Origin of the sequence: Pectobacterium aroidearum, from assembly GCF_015689195.1 — a bacterium.
Lineage (GTDB): Bacteria > Pseudomonadota > Gammaproteobacteria > Enterobacterales > Enterobacteriaceae > Pectobacterium > Pectobacterium aroidearum.
Map to the genome: position 1 here is coordinate 4,352,414 of NZ_CP065044.1, position 20,575 is coordinate 4,372,988.

A 20,575-nucleotide genomic window follows, 5' to 3' on the forward strand; every position below is an offset into this window, starting at 1 on the left:
CAGCATCGCTGCCCTTTATCACTGTCAGACATCCGTCAGACGTTTACGATCGACTTTGCCGCTGCCGGTTTTGGGCAGCTTGTCGAGCACCACAATGCGCCCCGGCACCATGTAAGCCGGTAGGAACTGATGCAACTGTTTGCGCAGCGCCAGTTTGGTCATCTCTGAGCCAGGTTTATATTCCACGTAGCCGACCAGCACCGCCTCATCCCCTTCGCCCTGAAGTTTGACGGCCGCATCCTGCACCTGTTCGATCCGTTTCATCTGCGCTTCGATCTCCCCTAACTCGATGCGAAATCCCCGTAACTTCACCTGATCGTCAAAGCGGCCAAGGTACTGATAGCGATCGTCCGCCAGTAGCCGGACTTTATCACCAGTACGATACATCCGCTGCCCGGATTCCACCTGCTGAATAAAACGATCCTGCGTCAAATCGTCACGCTGCCAGTATCCGCTGCTCAGCGCCTCACCGAGAATGCACAGTTCGCCGACCATCCCTTCCGCCAGCGGATGGCGATCGTCATCGATCACCACATGCTGATAGCCCGCCAGCGTGTTCCCCAGCGCGACCGTGTGCTGGTTCTCCAGAGTTGCACCATCGATCTGCGCCATCTGCGACCAAATCGTCGCCTCGGTTGGCCCATAGCAATTCCACAGCGTCCTGCAGCGGCTGACCAGACGCTGCGCCAATCGCAGATCCAACGCCTCACCGCCGCACAGCGCCACCAGATCGGGTTTACCCTGCCAGCCCGCCTTGAACATCATGCGCCAAAACGCGGGCGTAGCCTGCAATACGTTGATTTCCGGCCGAGTCTGCAAATACGCCGCGACCGCCTGCGGATCTTTGTATTCCTCATGCGTGGTCAGGTGCAGCACGCCGCCAGCCCACAGCGGCCCAAACACTTCCAGCATGGAGATATCAAACGCCAGTGTGGTAATGAGCAGCCAGTTGGCTTTATCCGTTAAAACCAATCGTGCCACGCTGGCATGAATAAAGGTTTGCAGCGCTCGCTGACCAATCACGACACCTTTTGGTTTCCCCGTCGAACCGGAGGTAAACATCATATAGGCCGCCGTTTCCGGCCCACCAGCCTGTGCCAACTGTACGCTCGCGGTGGAATCACTGGCTGAATACGGTAAATCGCTGAGGTTCAGGATCGGGCAGCCAAACGCCAGCGAACCGCCGGTATAGCTGTCCTGCAAGACCGCCGCTAGCATCGCTTCTTGCTGAATCGCCTGTAGACGTTCCCCCGGAAAGTCCGGCTCCAGCGGCACAAACGCCACCTGAGAAAACACGCAGGCCAGCAGAGCCGCCACGGTGTCAGGCTGACGGCTCAGGTGCAGCCCTACCCGCTGGCCGGCAGTGATGCCCTGCGCAGTCAACATCTGCTGAATCAGCGCCACACGCTGTAGCAATTCCCGATAGCTGATTTCCCGCTCCTGAAAACGGATGGCCACGCGATCCCGACGCGCATCCTGAGCAAGGCGCGCCAGCAGTTCATCGTGCAGGGCGGGCGTCGCTGCCCTATGCGGTAGCGGCGCCACCAGCGGACTGAGGCGAATCTGTGTCAGCCGCTCCCAGCGCTGTGCCAGCAGCCCATCGAGCAACTGCGTGAGATGGCGGGAAATACTCTGTAATTGCCGATTATCGAACTGTCCGTCAGGCGCCGTCAGAATTAACCGATCGTTCTGCACCTGTACGATCAGCGCCACGGTTTGCGCCACTTTTTGTACTACCACAGATAACGATGCCATATCTCCAACGATCAGCAGGCTGCTAAACAGCGCATGCTGGGGGGCTGCCGCCGAAACCTCTGGTACAGGCAGCGGATCGCACGCCGATCTCACCGCCGCGATCCAGTCGCTGACCAGACGATCGCGCTGGTGAAAATGTGCGATCAGCGGCCTTACGTGGTCAGGGAGATCGGACGCGACGAACGCGGCACACACCTGCTCTTCACCGCTGTATTTGTATAGCAGCCAGTTCCACGCCGCGCTCACCAGCGGCGTGGGATACTCTCGGGGCAGCTCACTGCTGTGGCGCTGTTCACCGTATGCGGCTCCCACCCGCTGTCCAAAGGCCGTGGGCTGCTGAATCTCTGCCAGTGGGTTCACCACGGCTTCATTGCTCCCTGTCATGACAGCGTTTCCTCATTGGCGGTCACTCTCGACTGTGCCAGATATCCGTTCAGCGCCTGCGGGGATGGATAGCGCTGTAAAAGCGCTACACTCACCGGCTGCGCTAACGCACGGCTCAGTGCCTGCGCCAACGCAATACGCTGGAGCGAATCAATACCGCATTCACACAGCGTCTGTGACCAGAGACCGGATTCAGCGAGATGTAGCGTCTGCGCCCACACGCGCAACAGCGACTGGGCTGACGGCGTATCCGGCTGGCTAATACCGCTATCTGCCACCGTTTTCTGCGCAACTACTGAGCCTGTTGCTTTCTCATGCCCGATAATCTCGGCTGGCTGCTGCGGTGCGCTATTGATCAGCGCGACCACCTCGTCATGCCAGCGCATCAGTACCCGACGCGCCTGCGTACTGTCCAACACATCGGCATCAAACTCGAAGCGCAGCAGCATGCAACCCGCCTGCTCACGCACCACCAGATTCAGCGGCATCTCGACTTTTTCATAGGCGGCTGAAAACTCTGGAGATAACCGATACGGATCGTCAGCGCGTTGGCCCGGTTCTGCTTTCGCACCGGGATAGTTTTCATAAATAAACAGGCTGTTGAACAGACGCGGGCGTCCAGCCGTCAGGGCAATCAGCGACTGTGTGGCATGCTGATTCATCGCCATCAGCTCATTCTGCAACTGCACCAAATGCTGTTGCAGCGACATCGGCTGCTGCCAGCTTAGCGCCAGCGGCAGGCTGTTGATGTACAGACCCACGCTGCTCGCCACGTCGTCCACCGGGCTTTCCCTCCCCGACAGCACGTTCCCGACAATACTGACCGCATCGCCAGTCGACCGTGCTAGCAGCCGATGCCAGGCATATTGCGCGATAATGCTGTGAGTGACACCCACTTCGCGGGCAAAAGCGGTTAACGTCGCCTGATCCTGTTCGTTCAGGCTCACGCTGGTAACCTGTGGTTCAATCTGTGTCAGATGCTGGTTGAGATCGGCGCGTTTGCCTGCCGCCGCAAACAGCACGGCCACATCGTTTGTCTGCACTAGCAGTGGCTGACGCTGCTGCCAGAAAGCCTCAACGGCGGGCTGCTGCGCCACGGCGTGCAGCGCATAATCCACATAGGCGCTATCGACCTGAATCGTGGGTGTTTCACCGCGCATTAGCAGCAAATAATCACGGTGCACCGCGCCCAGCAACTGTGGTCCGCTCCAGCCGTCAATCACGCTGTGATGGCAGCTTAGAAGCACGCGATAGTCCTGCTCGCCCAAACGGAAACAGGCAATGCGCAACAGCGGCGGCTGTGACAAATCAAATCCGGTGCGTAAATCCTGCTGGCGATAGCGTTCAATGACCGCCTGTGGATCGGCCTCCTGCGCGATATCCTGATAGTAGAAAGGCAGGTCTGCCTGCTTCACAATCACCTGTACGCTGGTCTGTTCACTTTCCAGCGCGGCACGCAGCGCCGGGAACCGCTGAATCTGACGCTGCCATGCCTGACGATAGCCTTCCACGTCCAGCGCCTGCGCATAGCGAACCGGCGTTTGCAGATGATAGGCATCGTCCTGCGGACAGCGCAGGCGGTGATACAGCATCGACTGCTGGAGCGATGACAGCGGCAACAGCGTGTCGATGTCATAACGCTGCGACAGGCTATCGAGCTGCGTCTGGCTGAGCGTCACCGCCGGGAAGTCGCTGGGGGTAAAGACAGTGCCGTGATGTAGCTGAGCCAGACATGCTGCCGTCAGCGCACGCAGATTCTCAGTCAGCCGTACCATCAGACGTTCACTGTCACGCTGGTTTAAGCAACCGACCTGACGCAGCGTCAGTTGTCCGCCCGCAATACCGCCGTGGAGACTGATAATCTCTGCCGGTTTATTCTCCAGCGCGACACAGACTCCCGGCGCGACGTCCACCGGACGCCATGTACCAGCGGTATGAACCGACAGCCCAAGATAGTTAAACACAATCGGCGAGAGCGTCAGCGAATTGCCCTGCGGGTGATGGTAACGCAGCGGGTTAAACCCAACGCCTTTATCCGGCACCTGACGCAGCTGTTCCTTGCAGGATTGAATCAGAGAAGCCCAGTCGGATCGATCTTGCAGACACACCGGATAAGTACTGGTAAACCACCCCGCCGTGCGGCTGACATCTAGCGTCGGATCAATCGCTTCACGGCCGTGCCCTTCCAGCATGATGCGCGCTTTATCGCCCCAATCGAGATCGTTTAGCGTGCGGGTCAGCGCCGCCAGCAGCAAATCGCTGACGTCGGTATTGAAAGCCCGATTGGCCTCGCTCACCAGTTGGCCCGTGGTTTCTGCATCCAGCGTCAGCATCGCGGCACTGGCCTGACCCTGTGGATCCTTCGCTGCCAGTAGCGCCGTCTGATCCACGCCGTCTTCCTGCGCCTGCCAGTACGTCAGTTGTTCCGCATGCTGCGTCGCGTAGTGGTGCAGCGCCGTGCCCCATTGGCGATAGCTCGACGTTTTCGGCGGCAGCGGTTCACCGAGGTACAGCCGCTCCAGATCGTCAACCAGAATGCGCCAGGAAACGGCATCGATCACCAAATGGTGGAAAGCGAGGAACACAGCCGTGTCCGCCTGCGGATGGTGACGCACCAGCGCGCAGGCCATCGTTCTTCCCTGCGCGGGATCGAATTCACTCTGCAACGCGGTAAACGCCTGCTGCAGGCCGTCATCACCAAGCTGACGATAATCCAGCGTCGACACCGCTGGGCAAGGTACATCCGTCAGATAGCGTTGCCCTTCGGCATTACAGGCCAGACGCAACGCGTCATGTTGCGCCATCAGCGCCTGCAACATCGTGGTAAGGCGGCCAGCATCCACTTCCGGCAACTGGATCATCGCCGCCTGATTCCAGTGCTCAGGGCGTGCCAAGAGTTGTTCCATAAACCAGCGCTGAATCGGCAGCAGCGCGAATTCGCCTTCCAGCGTCCCCTGCTCTGCCACAATGCCGGTGTCACGGTTGTTCTGCGCCAACACGCGGCACAGACGCCGCACGCTTTTCGCTTCGAAAACATCCTTCACCGTGCAGGCATAGCCTGCGCTGCGCAGGCGCGTCGTCAGTTGAATACTGAGGATCGAATCGCCGCCTAAGCGGAAAAAGTCATCCTCAACGCCCAGCGGCGTATTCAGCACGCTGCGCCAGATCGCCAGCACGTCTGCTTCCTGCGGGTTGTCAACTTTGCCATCGCCGTCGCTCGCTTCCAGCACCGGCGGCAGCTGTTTCGTATTGAGCTTGCCGTTCGGTGTCAGCGGCATGTCTTCCAGCAGAATCAGTCGGAACGGCACCATGTATTCCGGCAGGTGCTTCGCCACATCAATCAGCACAGCGGCAGGTTCCGGTGTGCCGCCGCCTGCTTTCACCGTGGCATAAGCGACTAGCGCCGGACGGCTTCCCACCTGCGCCACGATAACTTTAACCTGCTTCAGCGACGGGCAGACCGCCGCCAACTGCGCCTCGATCTCACCCGGTTCGATGCGATAGCCACGCAGCTTGATCTGCTCATCAATACGGCCACAGTATTCATAGTCACCGTTGTTCAGCAATCTGGCCTTGTCACCCGTGCGATAAATACGCAACGTCGCCGTGCCCTGTCCGGTATGGTTCACGTCATTCAGCGTGATGTGTTCAAAGCGGCTGGCAGTCATCTGCGGCTGGTTGAGGTAGCCGCGCGCCAGTCCAAGCCCAGCAAGACACAGTTCGCCCGGCACGCCGACCGGGCACAGCTGTCCGGCAGCGTCCAGAATCAGCGCCTGAATATGAGCAATAGGTTTACCGATGGTGACAGGCTGACCTTTACGCAGGCGCGTACTCAACGCAGTGACGGTACACTCCGTCGGCCCGTACATGTTATACAGCGCGACCTTATCGGCCCAATTTTCCACCACGGCGTTCGGGCAGGCTTCACCGCCCATGCCAATAGCCTGAATGCCGTTAACCTGTTTGGGATCGAGAATCGACATCAGCGCCGTCGGCAGGATCAGGTGCGTCGCGCCCGCCTGTTCGGCCTGCACAATCGCCCGATCGTTGGGTTCGCCAAACGCCAGTGTGCCACCACAGCTTAGCGGCAGCAGCATCGTCATATTACCGGCATCAAAGGAGAGCGACATGCAGTTGAACATGGTGCTTTGCGGCGTGAAATCGATGCGATCGCGATGATCGCCCAACAGGTTGATCAACGAGCCGTGTTCGATCATCACGCCTTTCGGCAGACCGGTCGATCCCGAGGTGTAGATCACCTGTGCCAGCTGTTGTGCATGGCGTGGAATAGCAGGAGGCTCATCACCCGGTAGATCGTGCCACTGTGCGACAACGGCCGGATCGGCCAGATCGATACGTTGTTCGGCTGACCACTGTGCCAACTGTTCCCCATCGCCACCGAGAATAACAGCAAGATTGGCATCGGTAATGATGTGGCGCAGCCGCTCTGGCGGATAGTCAGGGTCCAGCGGCACATAGGCGGCGCCCGCTTTCCAGACGGCCAGCAAGGCAATAACAAAATAACGATCGCGTTTCGCCAGCACGCCAACCAACGACTGCTCGCCCAGTCCCTGACGGTGCAGCCAGTGTGCCAACTGATTGGCCTGCCTGTTCAGTTCGCCATACGTCAGCGTATCGGTGCGCTGTTCACCGTCAAAAGCAATCGCCAACTGCTGAGGATCGCGTTGTGCCACGGCTTCAATCACGTCGGTTACGGTTAACAGCGGCTGCGGGTAGCTACGTGGCAACTGCTGGCTTTCCGCCAGCACGACGGCAAAGCGATCCGCCTCCATCAGCGGCAGATGCCAGACATCGGTTTCCGGCGCCTCAACCACGGCTTCGATCAGCCGGATAAAGCGGTCAGCGTAATACTGGATCGTCTGGCGCTCAAACAGCGCGGTGGCAAACAGCCAGTCCAGCCGCACCTCACCCATCAGCTCCGTCACTTTGACCGAAATATCGGTCTTGGCAGGCAGCACGGGCGAGGTCTCTTCCTCTGCATCACAGCCAGGGATCAGATCGTTGAAATCCACTTTGGCCTGATACACCAGCATAACCTGGAAGATCGGGTTGATCGCGGTAGTGCGATCGGAACCGATCGCCTCGCTCAGCGCTTCAAAACGATAGAGTTGATGATCGAACGCCGACAGATCCTGCTCGCGGCAGTATTGCAGGTAATCGACAAAGCTCTGTTGATCCTGCAACTGGGTGCGCAGCACGATGGTGTTAACGAAGAAGCCGACGACATCTTCGATATCAGGCCGTTCGCGGTAGGCCAGCGGCGAACCAATGACAATGTCTTTCTCGCCGCTGATGCGCGCCAGCATCAGGGAAAACACGGCATGCAGGCCGATAAAGTTAGACGTATTGTAGCGCTGGCACAGACGCTTGAATTTATCCCACAGTTCGTTGTTGATCGCGGAGAAAATCACTTCGCCGCCGCTGTTCTGGTGTGCCGGGCGCGGTTTATCCAACGGCAAGCTGTGTACTTCAGGAATCCCGGTCAGCCGCTCAACCCAGAACGGTTTGAACTCGTTGTGGTAATCCAGAAATGAGTCGGAATTGAACCAGTGTGCGTAGTCGATATAGTTAAGCTGAGTAGGCTCGACGGGGTAAGGCTGGCGGTTTTGACAGGCCAAAAAGGCTGGTTTGAAGTCCGCAAACATATTCTTCACCGACCAGCCATCGGAAATAATATGGTGCTGGGTGATCATCAGAATGTGCACCCGTTCGCTCATTTTCACCAACCGCACGCGGGTGAGATCGCCCGCCGTGAGATCGAACGGACGGCTGATTTCCGCTTTCACCTGCTGCTGCAAGCGCGCTTCTCGCTCCGCTTCCGGCAACGATGAGAAATCATCATGCTGTATTACAAACGGTTGATAGGCATCGATACGCTGTTCGCCCTTACCCTGTTCATTGACCACAAAACGGGTACGCAGGCTGGCGTGGCGCTGCGCCAGCGCGTCAAAGGCAAACTCCAGTGCAGCCACATCCAGCGTGCCGGTCAGGCGAAAGTAGACCGGCATGTTATAGAGGTGTGATTGTTCTTCGTACTGTTCGATAAACCACAGCCCGCTTTGCGATGACGACAGCGGGCCAAACGTCGCATTCTGCGGCGTAATAGGACGTTCAAACGCCTGCTGCGCCGTCAGGCAGCGCACGATAGCGTCTTTGTTTTCCTTAATCGTGCGCCCGATGTCTGCCGTGATCGCATCTTTGCTGGACTGCGAAATCAACTGCCCCTGCGCATTTAACGCCAGACGGACACCCTGCCGCTCCAACTGCTTTAACAGCGTTACGATATCTTTCATGACTTGTCACTCTCTCAGCAAATCAGGCCGTCAGCGTTGCCCCGCCATCCACCACCACGTCCTGCATGGTGATGTGGCTGGCCAGATCGGAAGCCAGAAAAACCACGGTATTGGCGATCTCTTCCGGCTGAGCAATCTTGCCCAGTGGAATACCCAGTTTGTACTGGTCAGGAAAGCCCGCGATAGTGCGCTGCTCGGCATCAGCGCTGTGCCACATGCCGCGCTGCATCGGCGTATCCGTCGATCCCGGCGACACCAGATTGCAGCGCACGCCGTAAGGTGCCAGCTCCAGACCGGCACAGTGAGACAGGCTGGTGAGCGCCGCTTTCGAGGCGCAGTACGCCGCCATCTGCATACGGGGAACATGCGCGGCATTAGAGCCGACGCAAACAATCGCGCCACGGCGCTGCTGCTTGAAATGTGGAACCAGTGCATTCAGCAGATAAAACGCGCCCGAGGCGTTGACGTTGATGCACTGGTGCCAATCGTCCACGCTCAGCGCGTCGATGTCGCCCAGACGCAGAATACCGGCGGCATTGACCAGCACGTCGAGTCCCGTTTCTGCCAGCTGCTGGCGACAGACCGCCGCCACGCTGTCCGGCTCGCTGATATCCAGCGTCACACAGGTAAACGGGCGATCCTGATGTCGGAATGCGCGATCAAATCCGATCACGTTCGCACCCAACCCGACAAACTGGCGGGCAATGCTTTCGCCAATGCCGCTCGCCGCACCGGTTACCCAGACGGTCTGCCCGCTGAAATCAAACTGAAGAGGTTGTGCCTTGTTCATCATTTTCCCTACCACACCATTTCCACGCTGTTTTCATCCTGTGACAGCCTGTCGTCCAGATAGCGGCAGAAGTCGCTGAGTTGGGGATGGTCGAACACATCAGACACCTTGATGCTGACGGAAAATTCTGCGGCCAGACGGTTAACGATCTGGATGGTCTGCAATGACTGTCCGCCCAGCTCGAAGAAGTTATCCCGCGATTGGATCCCCGAGACGCCGAGGATCTGCTGCCAGATGGCGCTAACCCGGTTTTCGGTTTCGCTGGCTAACGCCTGCGCAGGTGCTTCGTCGTGGTATTCCGCCAGCAGACGTTTGCGATCGACCTTGTTGGAGCCGGTTTTCGGCAACTGGCGGAAGGCGCGATAATCGGTAGGGATCATCGCCGGCGGCAATACGCTGCCCAGACGCTGTTTCAGCGCACGCGCATCGATCTCACCAGCTTTCGTGGCAACAAACGCCACCAGACGCCGCACGCCGTTGGGGTAAACAATGCCCTGAACACAGGCTTCATCAACATCCGGCTGTGCCAGCAGATGGGCTTCGACTTCCCCTGGCTGAATCCGGTAGCCGCTGATTTTAAACTCGTTATCCATGCGTCCGAGGTACAGCAGTTGTCCTTTTTCCAGCCGTACTCTGTCGCCCGTGCGGTAAGCCGGAAGCTCACGGTCACCCACCGCCAACTGCGTAAATGCCGTGTGTTCTGTACCGATGTAACCCGCCGCCAGCGTTGGCCCCAGCAGCACCAGTTCCCCTTCTGCCGCAGGGCGGTCGCCCGCCGCCAAAATCAGCGCGTTGACGCCTGCCAACGGCAGACCGATAGGAAGCTGTGCCACATCGGCAGGCTGCGTTTGCAGATCGCAACTGGTCGCCACCACCGTGGTTTCCGTTGGGCCATAGGTGTTAATTAAGCGCAGCGTATCCGGCGCATGGCGTTGCCACTGCACCAGTTGTTCGGGGTACACCGCTTCCCCCCCGATGATGATGGCGCGCAGTGCGGAAGGCATGGTCAGTGCGCCAGTTTTCAGCCCGACCACCCATTCATTCCAGAATGCAGTCGGCAGATCGAGCAGCGTAATCGCCAGTTCTTCGACCTGTTCGACAAAGGTCGGTATCGATTCCAGCATCTCATCGGTGCGCAGTACCAGCGTCGCACCGCTGGTCAGCGTGGCAAAGATCTCTTCGATGCTGGCATCAAAGTTAAACGGGGCAAATTGCAGCACGCGATCCGCCGCACGCAGGCCATAGCGCTGGCGTGCCGCCGCGATGAAGTGATCCAGCGCGCTGACGCCGATCTCCACACCCTTCGGCAATCCGGTCGATCCCGAGGTGAACATGACATAGGCAATCTGACTATCTCTCGCTTCCGCAGGTGGCAGGGCGGCATGCTGCGCGTTGGATGACAGAAGATGCCCTGCCAGAACGATCTCGCCGGAAAAGACCGACGCCAGCCGATGCTGGTAATCCGCCTGCGTCACAATCGTACGCAGCCCGGCAATCTGGATAATGTGCTGCTGACGTTCATGCGGCTGTTCAGGATCGAGCGGTACATACACCGCGCCACACTGCATCACAGCCAGCAGGCAAATGATGGTTTCAGGGCTGCGGTTCAGCATAATGCCGATGCGCTCACCGGGCTGCACACCACGTTCGTGAAGCGCAGCGGCAGCCTGACCGCTCAGATCCAGCAACTGCTGGTAGCTGTACTGTCGATCGCGCTGCGTCAGCGCCGTATGATTCGGGTTTTTACGCGCCTGTTTGGCGATTGCCGTCAGAACGGGTTCAACGAACGGTTCAGGCTCGCGGCTGGTGATCAAGGCAAGCTCACGTTCTTCACGCAGCCAGCGCCCCAGAAGCTCACCGCTGGTTTGTCGCGGCTGCGCCAGCCAGCGCTGAAGCAGTGTAAACAGGGTTTCTTGCAGATTGGCCAGTGCTTCCGCACTGTAACAGGCTGGGTTGGCATCAAAATCCAGCACCGGTGTGCCATCGGGTTTGAAATGGATCTCGATGGTCAGATCTTCTACCGGTCCGGCGCTGAGATTCAGCGTGCTGGACGACAGCGATCCGTAGCTGAGCGGATGATCAAACGGCATGATATTGATCAGCGGACCGAAAAGCCGCTGTTCGCCGCCCACACGATTCAGATCGCGACGTAAGTGCTCATAGCGATAATGCTGATGCCGACGCAGCGTGCGCTTGGTGCGGGCAACCTGCTGCGCCAGCGCCACAAAATCCGCCTGCTCATCCACCTGAATACAGAGCGGCACAATATTCATCTGCATGCTCGGCACCGTCAGCGAGGCGGAACCGATACGGTTCATCACCATCATGCCGAACGTCAGTCGGTCGCTGCCGGACACCAGTTTGAGGTGTGTCGCCAGCATCGCCAAAAACAGATCCGGCCAGCTGATTTTATTGCCTTCGCACAGCGCCGTTAGCGGTTGCCAGAGCTCTTCAGGCATATCACAGCTTTGACGCAAAAAACGCGCCGCGATAGGTGCTTTCTTCTCGCTGAAGCTGGCGGGTTCCGGCATCGCATTCAGCGTCTCCAACCAGAAATCCCGTGCCTGCGCCGTCTGCCCGCTGGCATCACGCTGTTGTTCCTCTTCCAACACATCGCTAAATGGACCAAACTCGGCCATCGGCACGGGCTCTCCCGCCGTCAGCGCGGTGTAAATCTGGGCGATACGCTGAAACAGCATGGTGGTGCCAAAGCCGTCCAGCGCAATGTGATGCACGCAACTATAGAGAAAATCACGTTTTTCACCGCATAGCAGCGCAAAGCGGCAGGGTAATCCGTTCAGCAAATCCAGCGGCTGGGAGATTTCCTCACGCGCCCACTGGCGTATCGTCTGCGCTTCATCCGTTCTCGGTGCGGGCAGCAACTCTACAATCGGCAGCACGCCGATCGGCACTGGCAGTTGTGAAGCCACAAAGCCAATCTCAGGCTGGTCGGCCTGTTCAGCCGCAACCTCAACAAACTGGCAGTACAGGCATTCACACGCCATGACAGCCTGACGGATCGCGCTCAGCATGGCTTCAATGTCGACTTTGCCATCAAACGCGATGCACTCCGCCGTGTTGAACGTCGCCTTATCATCGTTCAGGGCATGGCCTAACCACAGCCCACGCTGCGCAACGCTCAATGGCTTCATGATGCGGCTCCCTGCTGTTTTTCGATCAGTGCCCACCACGCATTTAGACTGGGGTTACGCGCCAGATCGACAAAGCTCAGCGTGACGCCCTGATTGCGCCATTCGGTCAGCAGCGCCATCATGCGTACCGAGTCCAGACCGTAGTCGATCAGGTTTTCATCTTCATCGAACTGATCTTCTTCTTCGTCGATCAAGGTCAGCAGGTGTGCTCTCAGTCCTTGCTTCGTCAGTGTCTGTGCCATTTTTGCTCCTGTGAGTTCTGCCGTGCTAACCACCCGTCCGGCGCGCGTCGCCACATATTTCAGCGCCATCTGGTGTTCCTGAAGTGAGAAATCCGCCACCGCATCGCCGACCATGAACGGCTTGATGTCGCGCATGAAAGCATCCGTCGCGGTAATCATGCAGCCGATATGCCCGTAAACGCCGCAGATAATCAGCTGATCTTTACCCATCTCTTTCATCATCGGTTCCAGCGGCGAACGGTGGAATGCGCTGTAGCGCCACTTCACCAGCACGGTGTCGTGCTCATCCGGCGCCAGCGCACTCACGACACGCTGCTTGTCAGGGTGATTATTCAACCCGGCTCCCCACATGTCGTTCAGCAGCGCCCGGTCGGCCGCGCTTTGTGCATTCGGCTGCGCGGTATACACCACCGGAATCCCCTGTGCTTTGCAGTAGGTTCGCAACGCCGCAATGTTCTCAATCAACTGCTGCGCCAGCGGGCTGTCTGCACCATAGAAATTCACGAAATAGTCCTGCATGTCGTGAATCAGCAGCACCGCACGCTCAGGCTCAAACGCCCAGGAAACTTTGTTGTCCGGGAAATCCTGTGCGCGCGGCAGGGGATAAGAAGCAATAGAAGGGATTGCCATCACAAAATCCTTATTTATTTTGAAGCTCAGTGGGGTTTTGAGTACTCAGTTGGGTCTGGATGCGCTGACGGAGTGATTTCTTATCAATCTTGCCGACCGGCGTAACGGGCAAGGTGTCGATCATCTCGAAGCGATCCGGCAGTTTGAATTCAGCAATACCCTGATTGCGAAGATATTTTCTTAACGTAATGGCTTTCAGCGCGGGATCGCTGACCACCAGAAAAGCGCAGCTCTTTTCGCCCATAACCGGGTCAGGCATCGACACCAGCGCGGCATGGAGAATGCCGTCATGCTTGAGCAACAGGTTTTCGATCTCTTCCGCGGCAATCTTTTCACCGCCACGGTTAATCTGATCTTTCTCCCGCCCGACCACGCGCAAATAGCCATCCTCGGTCATCTGCACCACATCACCCGAGTGGTAAAAACCTTCGCTGTCGAAGGCGCGGGCGTTGTGTTCCGGGCTGCGGTAATAGCCGCGGAAGGTATACGGGCCGCGCGTCGCCAGCAGCCCTGCCTCGCCTCTCGGTACCGGATTGCCGTCGATGTCCAACACCTTCACTTCATCGTCCGGGCTCATCGGGCAGCCCTGCGTAGTGAAGATATGCTCATCACTGTCGTCCAGTCGGGTGTAGTTCACCAGCCCTTCGGCCATCCCGAGCACCTGCTGTAGCTGGCAACCCAACACCGCCGGAATACGACGGGCGACGGTCTCACTCAGCTTCGCACCGCCCACTTGCAAGATCTTCAGGCTACGTAGCGCCCCACCAAACTGTTCGGCCGCCTGGATCCACAGCGCGGCTGCGGGCGGCACCAGCGAGGTAATATCGATCTGATGACGTTCGATCAGCGGGAAGCAGGTCATCGCCCCCGGATCGGGCGCTAGCACGACGCGTCCACCAGCGTAAAAGACGCCGAGCGAGCCGGGCGAGCTTAGCGGGAAGTTATGCGGTGCCGGCAACGCGCACAGGTAGCGGGTTTGCGGCGTCAGCTCGCAGATTTCCACACTGCGGCGCACGCTGTAGTAGTAATCGTCATGAGTACGGGGAATCAGCTTTGGTGTACCGGTACTGCCGCCAGAAAGCTGGAAGAAGGCAACCTGCCCCGATGCGGAAGGCTGATACTGGCTGGTTGAAGCGCGCGGTTGCAGCCAGTCCGACAGACTGTGCCCCAGCGAGCTGTCGCCAAGCATCACCACCGTTTGCAGGCGGGGAACCTGCGTCTGTAGCCGATCCAGAAACGCACCGTCGCCAAACAGCGGGTGTTCGGCCGAGGCGATCAATAATCGCGGTTCGATCTGTGTGGCGTATGACAGCAGTTCCAGCTTGTTGTGGCTAAACAACGCGTTAACCGGCGCGACGCCCATTTTCAGCAACGCAAAAAAGGTCAGGTAAAACTCGGCCACGTTCGGCAACTGCACCAGTGCGGTGTCGCCACAGCGCAGGCCGCTTTCCGTCAGGCGCGATGCCAACGCGGAAGATTGCCGATCTAGCTCGCGATAGCTCCACTGACGCTCTCCGCACACGACGGCAACCGCATCCGGCTGTGTCGTCAGATGGCGTTCCCAGGCATCCGTTAACGGCAGACCGACCCAGTATCCCTTGTCGCGGTAGCGCTGCGCCAGTTCCTCTGGCCAGGGCGTAAATTCAATGCTCATAGTCCGTCCACACCTGAGTTAAGGCCAAACGCATTCAGCATCGTGTTTAATTTGGCGGCGGTTTCAGCCCATTCATCCTCGGGGACTGACGCCTCAACAATGCCCGCACCGGCAAACAGGCGGACGTTATTGTTTTTGATAGTCCCGCAGCGAATCGCTATCGCCCATTCGCCATCACCGTTGGCGTCACACCAGCCGACAATACCGCTGAATACGCCACGATCGTGCGGCTCCAGTTCAGCGATCAGTTGGCGCGCTTCTTGCGTGGGGAAACCGCACAGCGCGGGGGTGGGATGTAGCTGACAGGCAACCTGAAGCGCCGTCATCTCTGGGTGAGCCAGTTCGCCGCTGATGGCGGTAGACAAGTGCCACATGGAGGCAGTGCTCATAAGCGAAGGAGCCGATGGAATCGTTAACGACGAGCACAGCGGCATTAGACGTTGGCGGATATCGTCCACCACCAGCTTATGCTCGTGCTTGTCTTTGCTGGAATTCAGCAAGCGCTGGCTGTTCAGGTAATCCAGATGTTCATCGTTCATCCGCCGCGCCGATCCCGCCAGTGGATTGGAGACAATGACGTTGCCCTGCTTACGCAGCAGCAGTTCCGGGCTGGCACCCAGTAAGATGGAACCATCCGGCAGCGGCAGCGAAAAGTGATAGCCACCCGCATTCTGCACCATCAGGTTGTTAAGGATCGTTTGCGCCTTAACGGGCCCCGCCAACTCAATATCCAAAATGCGCGACAGTACCGCTTTGCTCAGTTCACCGCGGCGGAAGCGCTCAACGGCCTCTGCCACGATGGACTTGAACTGACATTCATCCGGGACGCTGTTTAACGTTAACGCAGCAGGTGCCGCCGCCGTGTGCTTACGAGCCCGGCTGACGAGTTCAGATTTCGTCGTAACGGTATAGCTATCAGGGATATAGAGACAAGAGGGTTGCATGGTATCAAAAGGAATCGCCCCAACCACAATAGGCAGTGACTGCCCTGCCTGACGCGCTCGTTGGAACGCCTGCGCGATTGCAGAGCTAAGCCTGTCATCGTGCGAATCTGGAGCACAAACAGGGGACGAAATACGTTCAAATAAGCCGGAAGTAGAAAGGCTACGGTGTTCCGATGCATATAAAAAAGCGGTCTGTTCCGAATAAGTTAGCCCGCTAAATGTTTCAGCTTCTGTAATCAGTGTATCCACAAGGCAGCTCCTGCGCTCGCAAATTAAATACCAATGATTATTAAAATCATTATCATTTATATCAAGCGCAGTTAAATTACACTGAAGTAACGTGTTCGGTCAATCCTTCCACAAAATGCTTATTCACGCCCACTAATTAGGGGTTATATTGATGTTAATCAATTTTTTTGTGCATCTTTCATAACGGTTAATGGTTAGCAACAGGAATGTATTGATTATAAAACCCACATCACAGATGATAATGAAAATACTTATCATTCATTGTCAGGAAAATTAAGCTGCGCTAGACTGCGCGAATATTTTACTAACTGTGTCTAAATGTGAGCCCGTCATGGATGAAAGCATGTACCGCCAGCACACCCGACCTGTTGTGCATTTGGCGCTGCTCATCAACATGCTTTCTCTCGGCAGCCTGATGATGGTGATGCCGTTAGGCCCCGATTTCATCAGCGCGCTTTCCATGGATGCCAAGAACATCGGCTACATTAGCGGTGGCGCAACGTTTGCCTCGGCCATCGTCGGCTTCCTCGCCGCTCCCTATCTGGACAGATTTAACCGCAAACATGCTCTGCTCGTTCTGCTGACGCTGCGCTTTGGCCTGACGGCGGCCTGCATGTTTGCCACCAGCCAAACCCATCTTTTAGTGCTGTTTATTCTGGCGGGCTGCGTGGCCGGGCCGGCCTCTGGCGTGTTGATGGCGGCGGTTGTCGATATTGTGCCAGCCAACGAGCGCGGAAAGCAGTTGGCCTACGTCGGTATGAGTTTTTCGCTCGCGGCCATTATCATCATGCCGCTGTCGCTGGAGTTAGCTCACCGTATTAACTGGCAAGCGCCGTTTTATATTTTCGGCCTCGGCGGCCTGCTGCTGGCGCTGTTAGTGTTGTGGCTCTTTCCTTCCATGCCGCCGACGCATCGGGCCAAGCAAAGCGCCTCTCCCAGCACATCCCCCACTTCCGTATTACACGACCTGCTGGCCTCCCCTCTTTTCCTGTTGGGGCTGACAGTGGTTTCGCTACAGATGTTCGGCCATTTCCTGCTGATTCCCCATTTTTCCAACTACTTTCAGTTCAATCTGGCTTTCCCACGGGATGATATTTCTCTGCTTTATCTTTGCGGCGGGCTGGGAAGCATGGTGACCATGCAGCTGTGCGGCAACCTGCTGGATCGAGGCTATGCCAGCCGGACGATCGTGGTGACGACGCTGCTGCTAGCTGTTGTCATCCTCTGCGGTTTCGTTTTGCCCTTTTCGCTTTCCCTGTATCTGGTGTTCACCCTGTTCATGGCGCTCAGCGCAGCGCGCTCCAGCAGCACACTGGCGATTACCGCAGGTATTCCGCTGCCACATCAGCGCGCCGCGTTTATGTCCTATCAGGGAACCGCAGCCAATGTGGCATCGGGGCTCGCCAGCGTGGCCTCTGCCGCTTATCTGAGCACCTCGGTTGAGGGAAGAATTGACGGGTTCTCACAGCTTGCCGTCGCCAGCACCATCTTTGCGCTGGCCGCCATGCTGCTGACCCTGCGCCTGATTCCACTGCTGGCTGAACGCAGCCGGAAGATGGCAGCACGCCAACCTGTGCAAGCGACGGGGCAATAAACCGCTCGATTTACTCAATGGGTGCGGCAATACACGTAACACAGCACGCAATTTATTTACGGGGATGTTTTTTCCACTCTTTGATGAGGCCTTTGACATGCAGCTAAAATCGGAAAATCGTTTTTCACATCATCATTTCCCACACAGCAAGGTGTATCGTGCACTGCTGGTGACCGGATTACTGGCACTGCCTGCACTTGCGCAGGCAGAAAACGCGGCAGATGAAAAAATCGTCGTGACGGCAACGCAGACGAAACACACTACGCTAAGCGCTCCGGCCAGCGTCTCTGTCATCACCCGCGCCGAGTTGGAAAAGATGTCGGTGAATAACGTTTCCGATGCGGTGAAAAAGCTGCCGGGGATTAACATCAACCCGTCGACTACCTATGGCCGTAATGAAATTAAAATCCGTGGTATGCGGGCGGACTACACGCTACTGCTGGTAAATGGCCGTCGTATCAACTCCCAAGAATCACTCGCGACCGATATGGGGAATGATTTCGATCTGAGTTCCATTCCAATGTCGGCGATTGAACGTATCGAAGTGATTCGCGGCCCGATGTCTTCGCTGTACGGTGCCGATGCGCTGGGCGGTGTAGTCAACGTGATTCTTCGCCAGCCAGGGGAAAACGTTGCTGGTGAGATCGGCTATAACTTTCAGGCACCGACAGAAGGCTCCGGCGGCGACCATAACCGTCTGAATGGCTACGTCAGCGGGCCATTAATAGAAAATACGTTGCTGGGTAGTTTGATTGTTGATGGTGGCAAGCGCGATGCGTGGCGTACCGAACAATCTAAGAATCGCAACTCAGATGCGCTGGAAAAACGTGATAACTATAGCGTGCTGGGTAACCTGACGTGGTTGATCGATTCACAACAGAGTCTGGATTTTGATGCAACGTATACCAAAGATGACCGCTTCGTTGACTGGAATAACTCAGGAACCACTGCTCATAATACACAAAAAATCGATCGCCTCGGCCTGGGATTCACACATAACGGTAGCTGGGACAATGTTGATACGCGGCTACGTTATTACTACGAAAACATCGATTTAATGGATAATTCTGAGCTGAATAAAGGCATAGCCGACATTACCCAGAATAATCAGACAGTTGACGGGCAGATCTCTGGTTATCTGGGCGATCATCTGCTGACCGGCGGCGGCGAATACCGCATAACATCCTTAGAACACAGCATGAACCTGAAAGGCGGCAAAATAGACGTCAACCAGAGCGCACTCTTCCTACAAGATGAATTCAAGATCGCGGATTTAGCCCTCACCTTTGGTGGTCGCGTCGATCATCATGAAGTTTATGGCACCGAGTTCAGCCCACGCGCCTACGCCACTTATAGTTTGACTGACAACTGGGTGATCAAAGGCGGTGTCAATAAGGCATTTAAAGCCCCAACCCTCGCTCAATTTACCCCCGGCTATATGAAATCAGCATGCCGCGGATTTTGCTATCTCGTCGGTAATCCTAATCTCAAAGCAGAAACCTCTATCAGCTATGAAATAGGTACCGCCTATGAGGCTGAACGCTTCGGCGGAGGTGTCACTCTATTTAATAATGATATCAAGGACATGATCCAATCTGAGGCTTGGAATTATGACAGAACTAAGATAGTCAATCTTCCTTATTACAACGTGAGTAAAGCACGAATTCAGGGGATTGAAACTTCATTCTGGATCGATCTGACAGAGGATTTGAACTGGACCACCAACTGGACTATTGTGGATGCTGAAGACCGCACCACCAGAAAGCGTCTGAAACAAACGCCGAAAAATACGCTTAACACGCAGTTGAATTGGCAAGCATTGGATAACCTTTCTGCCTACGTGTCCTATCAGTACACGGGCAACCAATATTTGCGCGATAAAGAAGGCTTTAGAACCAGAGGCTTTAACACCGTGGATATCGGTGCGACCTATACACCGGTTAAAAACGTGGATCTGAAACTGGGCGTCACTAACCTGACTAACGAAAAACGGGACTACGTTGCCACCGACAACGACTACTTCCTATCTGGACGTACGGTGTACGGCGGCGTGAGCTATAAATTCTGATGCCAATACGTTCTGATGAATAGATCCAAGCCCGCTCACGCGGGCTTTTTTAGCAGCAGATAAAGGTAGTGACGTCATACTCTCTTAGCAGATACGCCCCTTTAAAACGGCGTCCAGCGTAAAACGTCGGTGTCAGATCGGTCAGCAGTTCCAGCTCAAACTCGCGTTTGGTGATATCCAGCGCCACCAGTCTGGCATCCAGAAAATCAAAGTAGTGCCGAACCTGCGGATAAAGCGCCTTAAACAGACTCTCTTTCGCTGAGAAGCTTACCGTCAGCAAGCAACAGAACGACTCCTCACGCTCCTGAAACCACTGGAATTCCTCGTCACCAATGATGCCAGGCCACAGCGATTGCGCACGCTCATCGGACATGAATCCTTCAATATCAACACCCACACACGATAGCGCATCGCTACGCAAATGCGCAGCACAGAGCACGCTATCTTTGTTATGACTGAGCGAACCGGCGACATTTTCCGGCCACTGTGGCGAACGATCTTCCGCACTGCACAGAACAAAATCAGGATGATCCAATTTATTCAACACGTGTCTGGCAAGATAACGCCCGGCCAAGAATTCGGCACGCCGTTTCGGTACCGCACGCGCTAACGCATCAGGGAAAGGGATGTTCAACGCAGCAAACAGCGCGTCGTCATAAGCAGATACATGAAAATGGCAGCGAGCAGTAATACCTGGGTAGGCGGCACCGTCCGTTGCCCGTGGAAAAGTAATCCATTCAACATCATCAATAAAAGCAGAAAGCATGTCGCTCCACTCAGGCAAGCATATCGCACCTGC

The 20,575-nt window shown here is 56.6% G+C and carries 10 protein-coding genes; 2 read left to right on the plus strand and 8 right to left on the minus strand.

Annotation, left to right across the window (positions count from 1 at the left end; all coding sequences use genetic code 11):
• Positions 1-24: 24 nt before the first annotated feature.
• From I2D83_RS19410 to I2D83_RS19440, 7 genes are read right to left on the minus strand one after another with little or no spacing between them, the layout of a single operon-like run.
• Positions 25-2,139, minus strand: coding sequence for an amino acid adenylation domain-containing protein (locus I2D83_RS19410; RefSeq protein ID WP_205947144.1), 2,115 nt, complete (start codon positions 2,137-2,139; stop codon positions 25-27).
• Positions 2,136-8,453, minus strand: a complete 6,318-nt coding sequence (locus tag I2D83_RS19415) for a non-ribosomal peptide synthetase (RefSeq protein ID WP_205947145.1) — start codon at positions 8,451-8,453, stop codon at positions 2,136-2,138. Before I2D83_RS19415 ends, I2D83_RS19410 begins: the two co-directional genes overlap by 4 nt.
• 22 nt (positions 8,454-8,475) lie before the next feature.
• Positions 8,476-9,246, minus strand: a complete 771-nt coding sequence (dhbA, locus tag I2D83_RS19420) for a 2,3-dihydro-2,3-dihydroxybenzoate dehydrogenase (protein WP_180778871.1) — start codon at positions 9,244-9,246, stop codon at positions 8,476-8,478.
• A 5-nt stretch (positions 9,247-9,251) separates the two neighbouring features.
• A complete protein-coding gene (locus I2D83_RS19425) occupies positions 9,252-12,395 on the minus strand; it encodes a non-ribosomal peptide synthetase (protein ID WP_205947146.1) in 3,144 nt (1,047 codons plus the stop codon).
• Positions 12,392-13,267: an isochorismatase gene (locus I2D83_RS19430; RefSeq protein WP_181845078.1), complete on the minus strand. Its 876-nt coding sequence runs from the start codon at positions 13,265-13,267 to the stop codon at positions 12,392-12,394. Before I2D83_RS19430 ends, I2D83_RS19425 begins: the two co-directional genes overlap by 4 nt.
• A 10-nt stretch (positions 13,268-13,277) precedes the next feature.
• Entirely contained in the window at positions 13,278-14,921 is a 1,644-nt protein-coding gene (locus I2D83_RS19435; protein ID WP_181829739.1) for a (2,3-dihydroxybenzoyl)adenylate synthase, read from the minus strand.
• Positions 14,918-16,114 carry an isochorismate synthase gene (locus I2D83_RS19440; protein WP_205947147.1) on the minus strand — a complete coding sequence of 399 codons (1,197 nt, stop codon included), beginning with the start codon at positions 16,112-16,114 and terminating at the stop codon, positions 14,918-14,920. The genes I2D83_RS19435 and I2D83_RS19440 overlap by 4 nt, the downstream gene beginning before the upstream one ends.
• 331 nt (positions 16,115-16,445) lie before the next feature.
• Here I2D83_RS19440 and I2D83_RS19445 point away from each other — a divergent pair, with 331 nt between their 5' ends.
• The gene (locus I2D83_RS19445; protein WP_241007246.1) at positions 16,446-17,708 is read left to right on the plus strand and encodes an MFS transporter; all 1,263 of its coding nucleotides are present in this window, start codon (positions 16,446-16,448) and stop codon (positions 17,706-17,708) included.
• Between the two features lie 97 nt (positions 17,709-17,805).
• On the plus strand, positions 17,806-19,776 hold the full coding sequence (locus I2D83_RS19450) for a TonB-dependent receptor domain-containing protein (RefSeq protein ID WP_205947148.1): 1,971 nt from the start codon (positions 17,806-17,808) through the stop codon (positions 19,774-19,776).
• 49 nt (positions 19,777-19,825) lie between these two features.
• On the opposite strand, the gene I2D83_RS19455 is transcribed toward I2D83_RS19450, so the two are convergent.
• Complete coding sequence (locus I2D83_RS19455) at positions 19,826-20,542, minus strand: 4'-phosphopantetheinyl transferase family protein (protein WP_181829741.1); 717 nt, start codon at positions 20,540-20,542, stop codon at positions 19,826-19,828.
• Positions 20,543-20,575 lie beyond the last annotated feature (33 nt).

Coding starts and splice junctions, on each gene's coding strand:
- I2D83_RS19450 (WP_205947148.1), top strand. CDS start 17,806: ATGCAGCTAAAATCGGAAAATCGTTTTTCACATCATCATTTCCCACAC.
- I2D83_RS19445 (WP_241007246.1), top strand. CDS start 16,446: ATGGATGAAAGCATGTACCGCCAGCACACCCGACCTGTTGTGCATTTG.
- I2D83_RS19430 (WP_181845078.1), bottom strand. CDS start 13,267: ATGGCAATCCCTTCTATTGCTTCTTATCCCCTGCCGCGCGCACAGGAT.
- I2D83_RS19410 (WP_205947144.1), bottom strand. CDS start 2,139: ATGACAGGGAGCAATGAAGCCGTGGTGAACCCACTGGCAGAGATTCAG.
- I2D83_RS19425 (WP_205947146.1), bottom strand. CDS start 12,395: ATGAAGCCATTGAGCGTTGCGCAGCGTGGGCTGTGGTTAGGCCATGCC.
- I2D83_RS19455 (WP_181829741.1), bottom strand. CDS start 20,542: ATGCTTTCTGCTTTTATTGATGATGTTGAATGGATTACTTTTCCACGG.
- I2D83_RS19435 (WP_181829739.1), bottom strand. CDS start 14,921: ATGAGCATTGAATTTACGCCCTGGCCAGAGGAACTGGCGCAGCGCTAC.
- dhbA (WP_180778871.1), bottom strand. CDS start 9,246: ATGATGAACAAGGCACAACCTCTTCAGTTTGATTTCAGCGGGCAGACC.
- I2D83_RS19415 (WP_205947145.1), bottom strand. CDS start 8,453: ATGAAAGATATCGTAACGCTGTTAAAGCAGTTGGAGCGGCAGGGTGTC.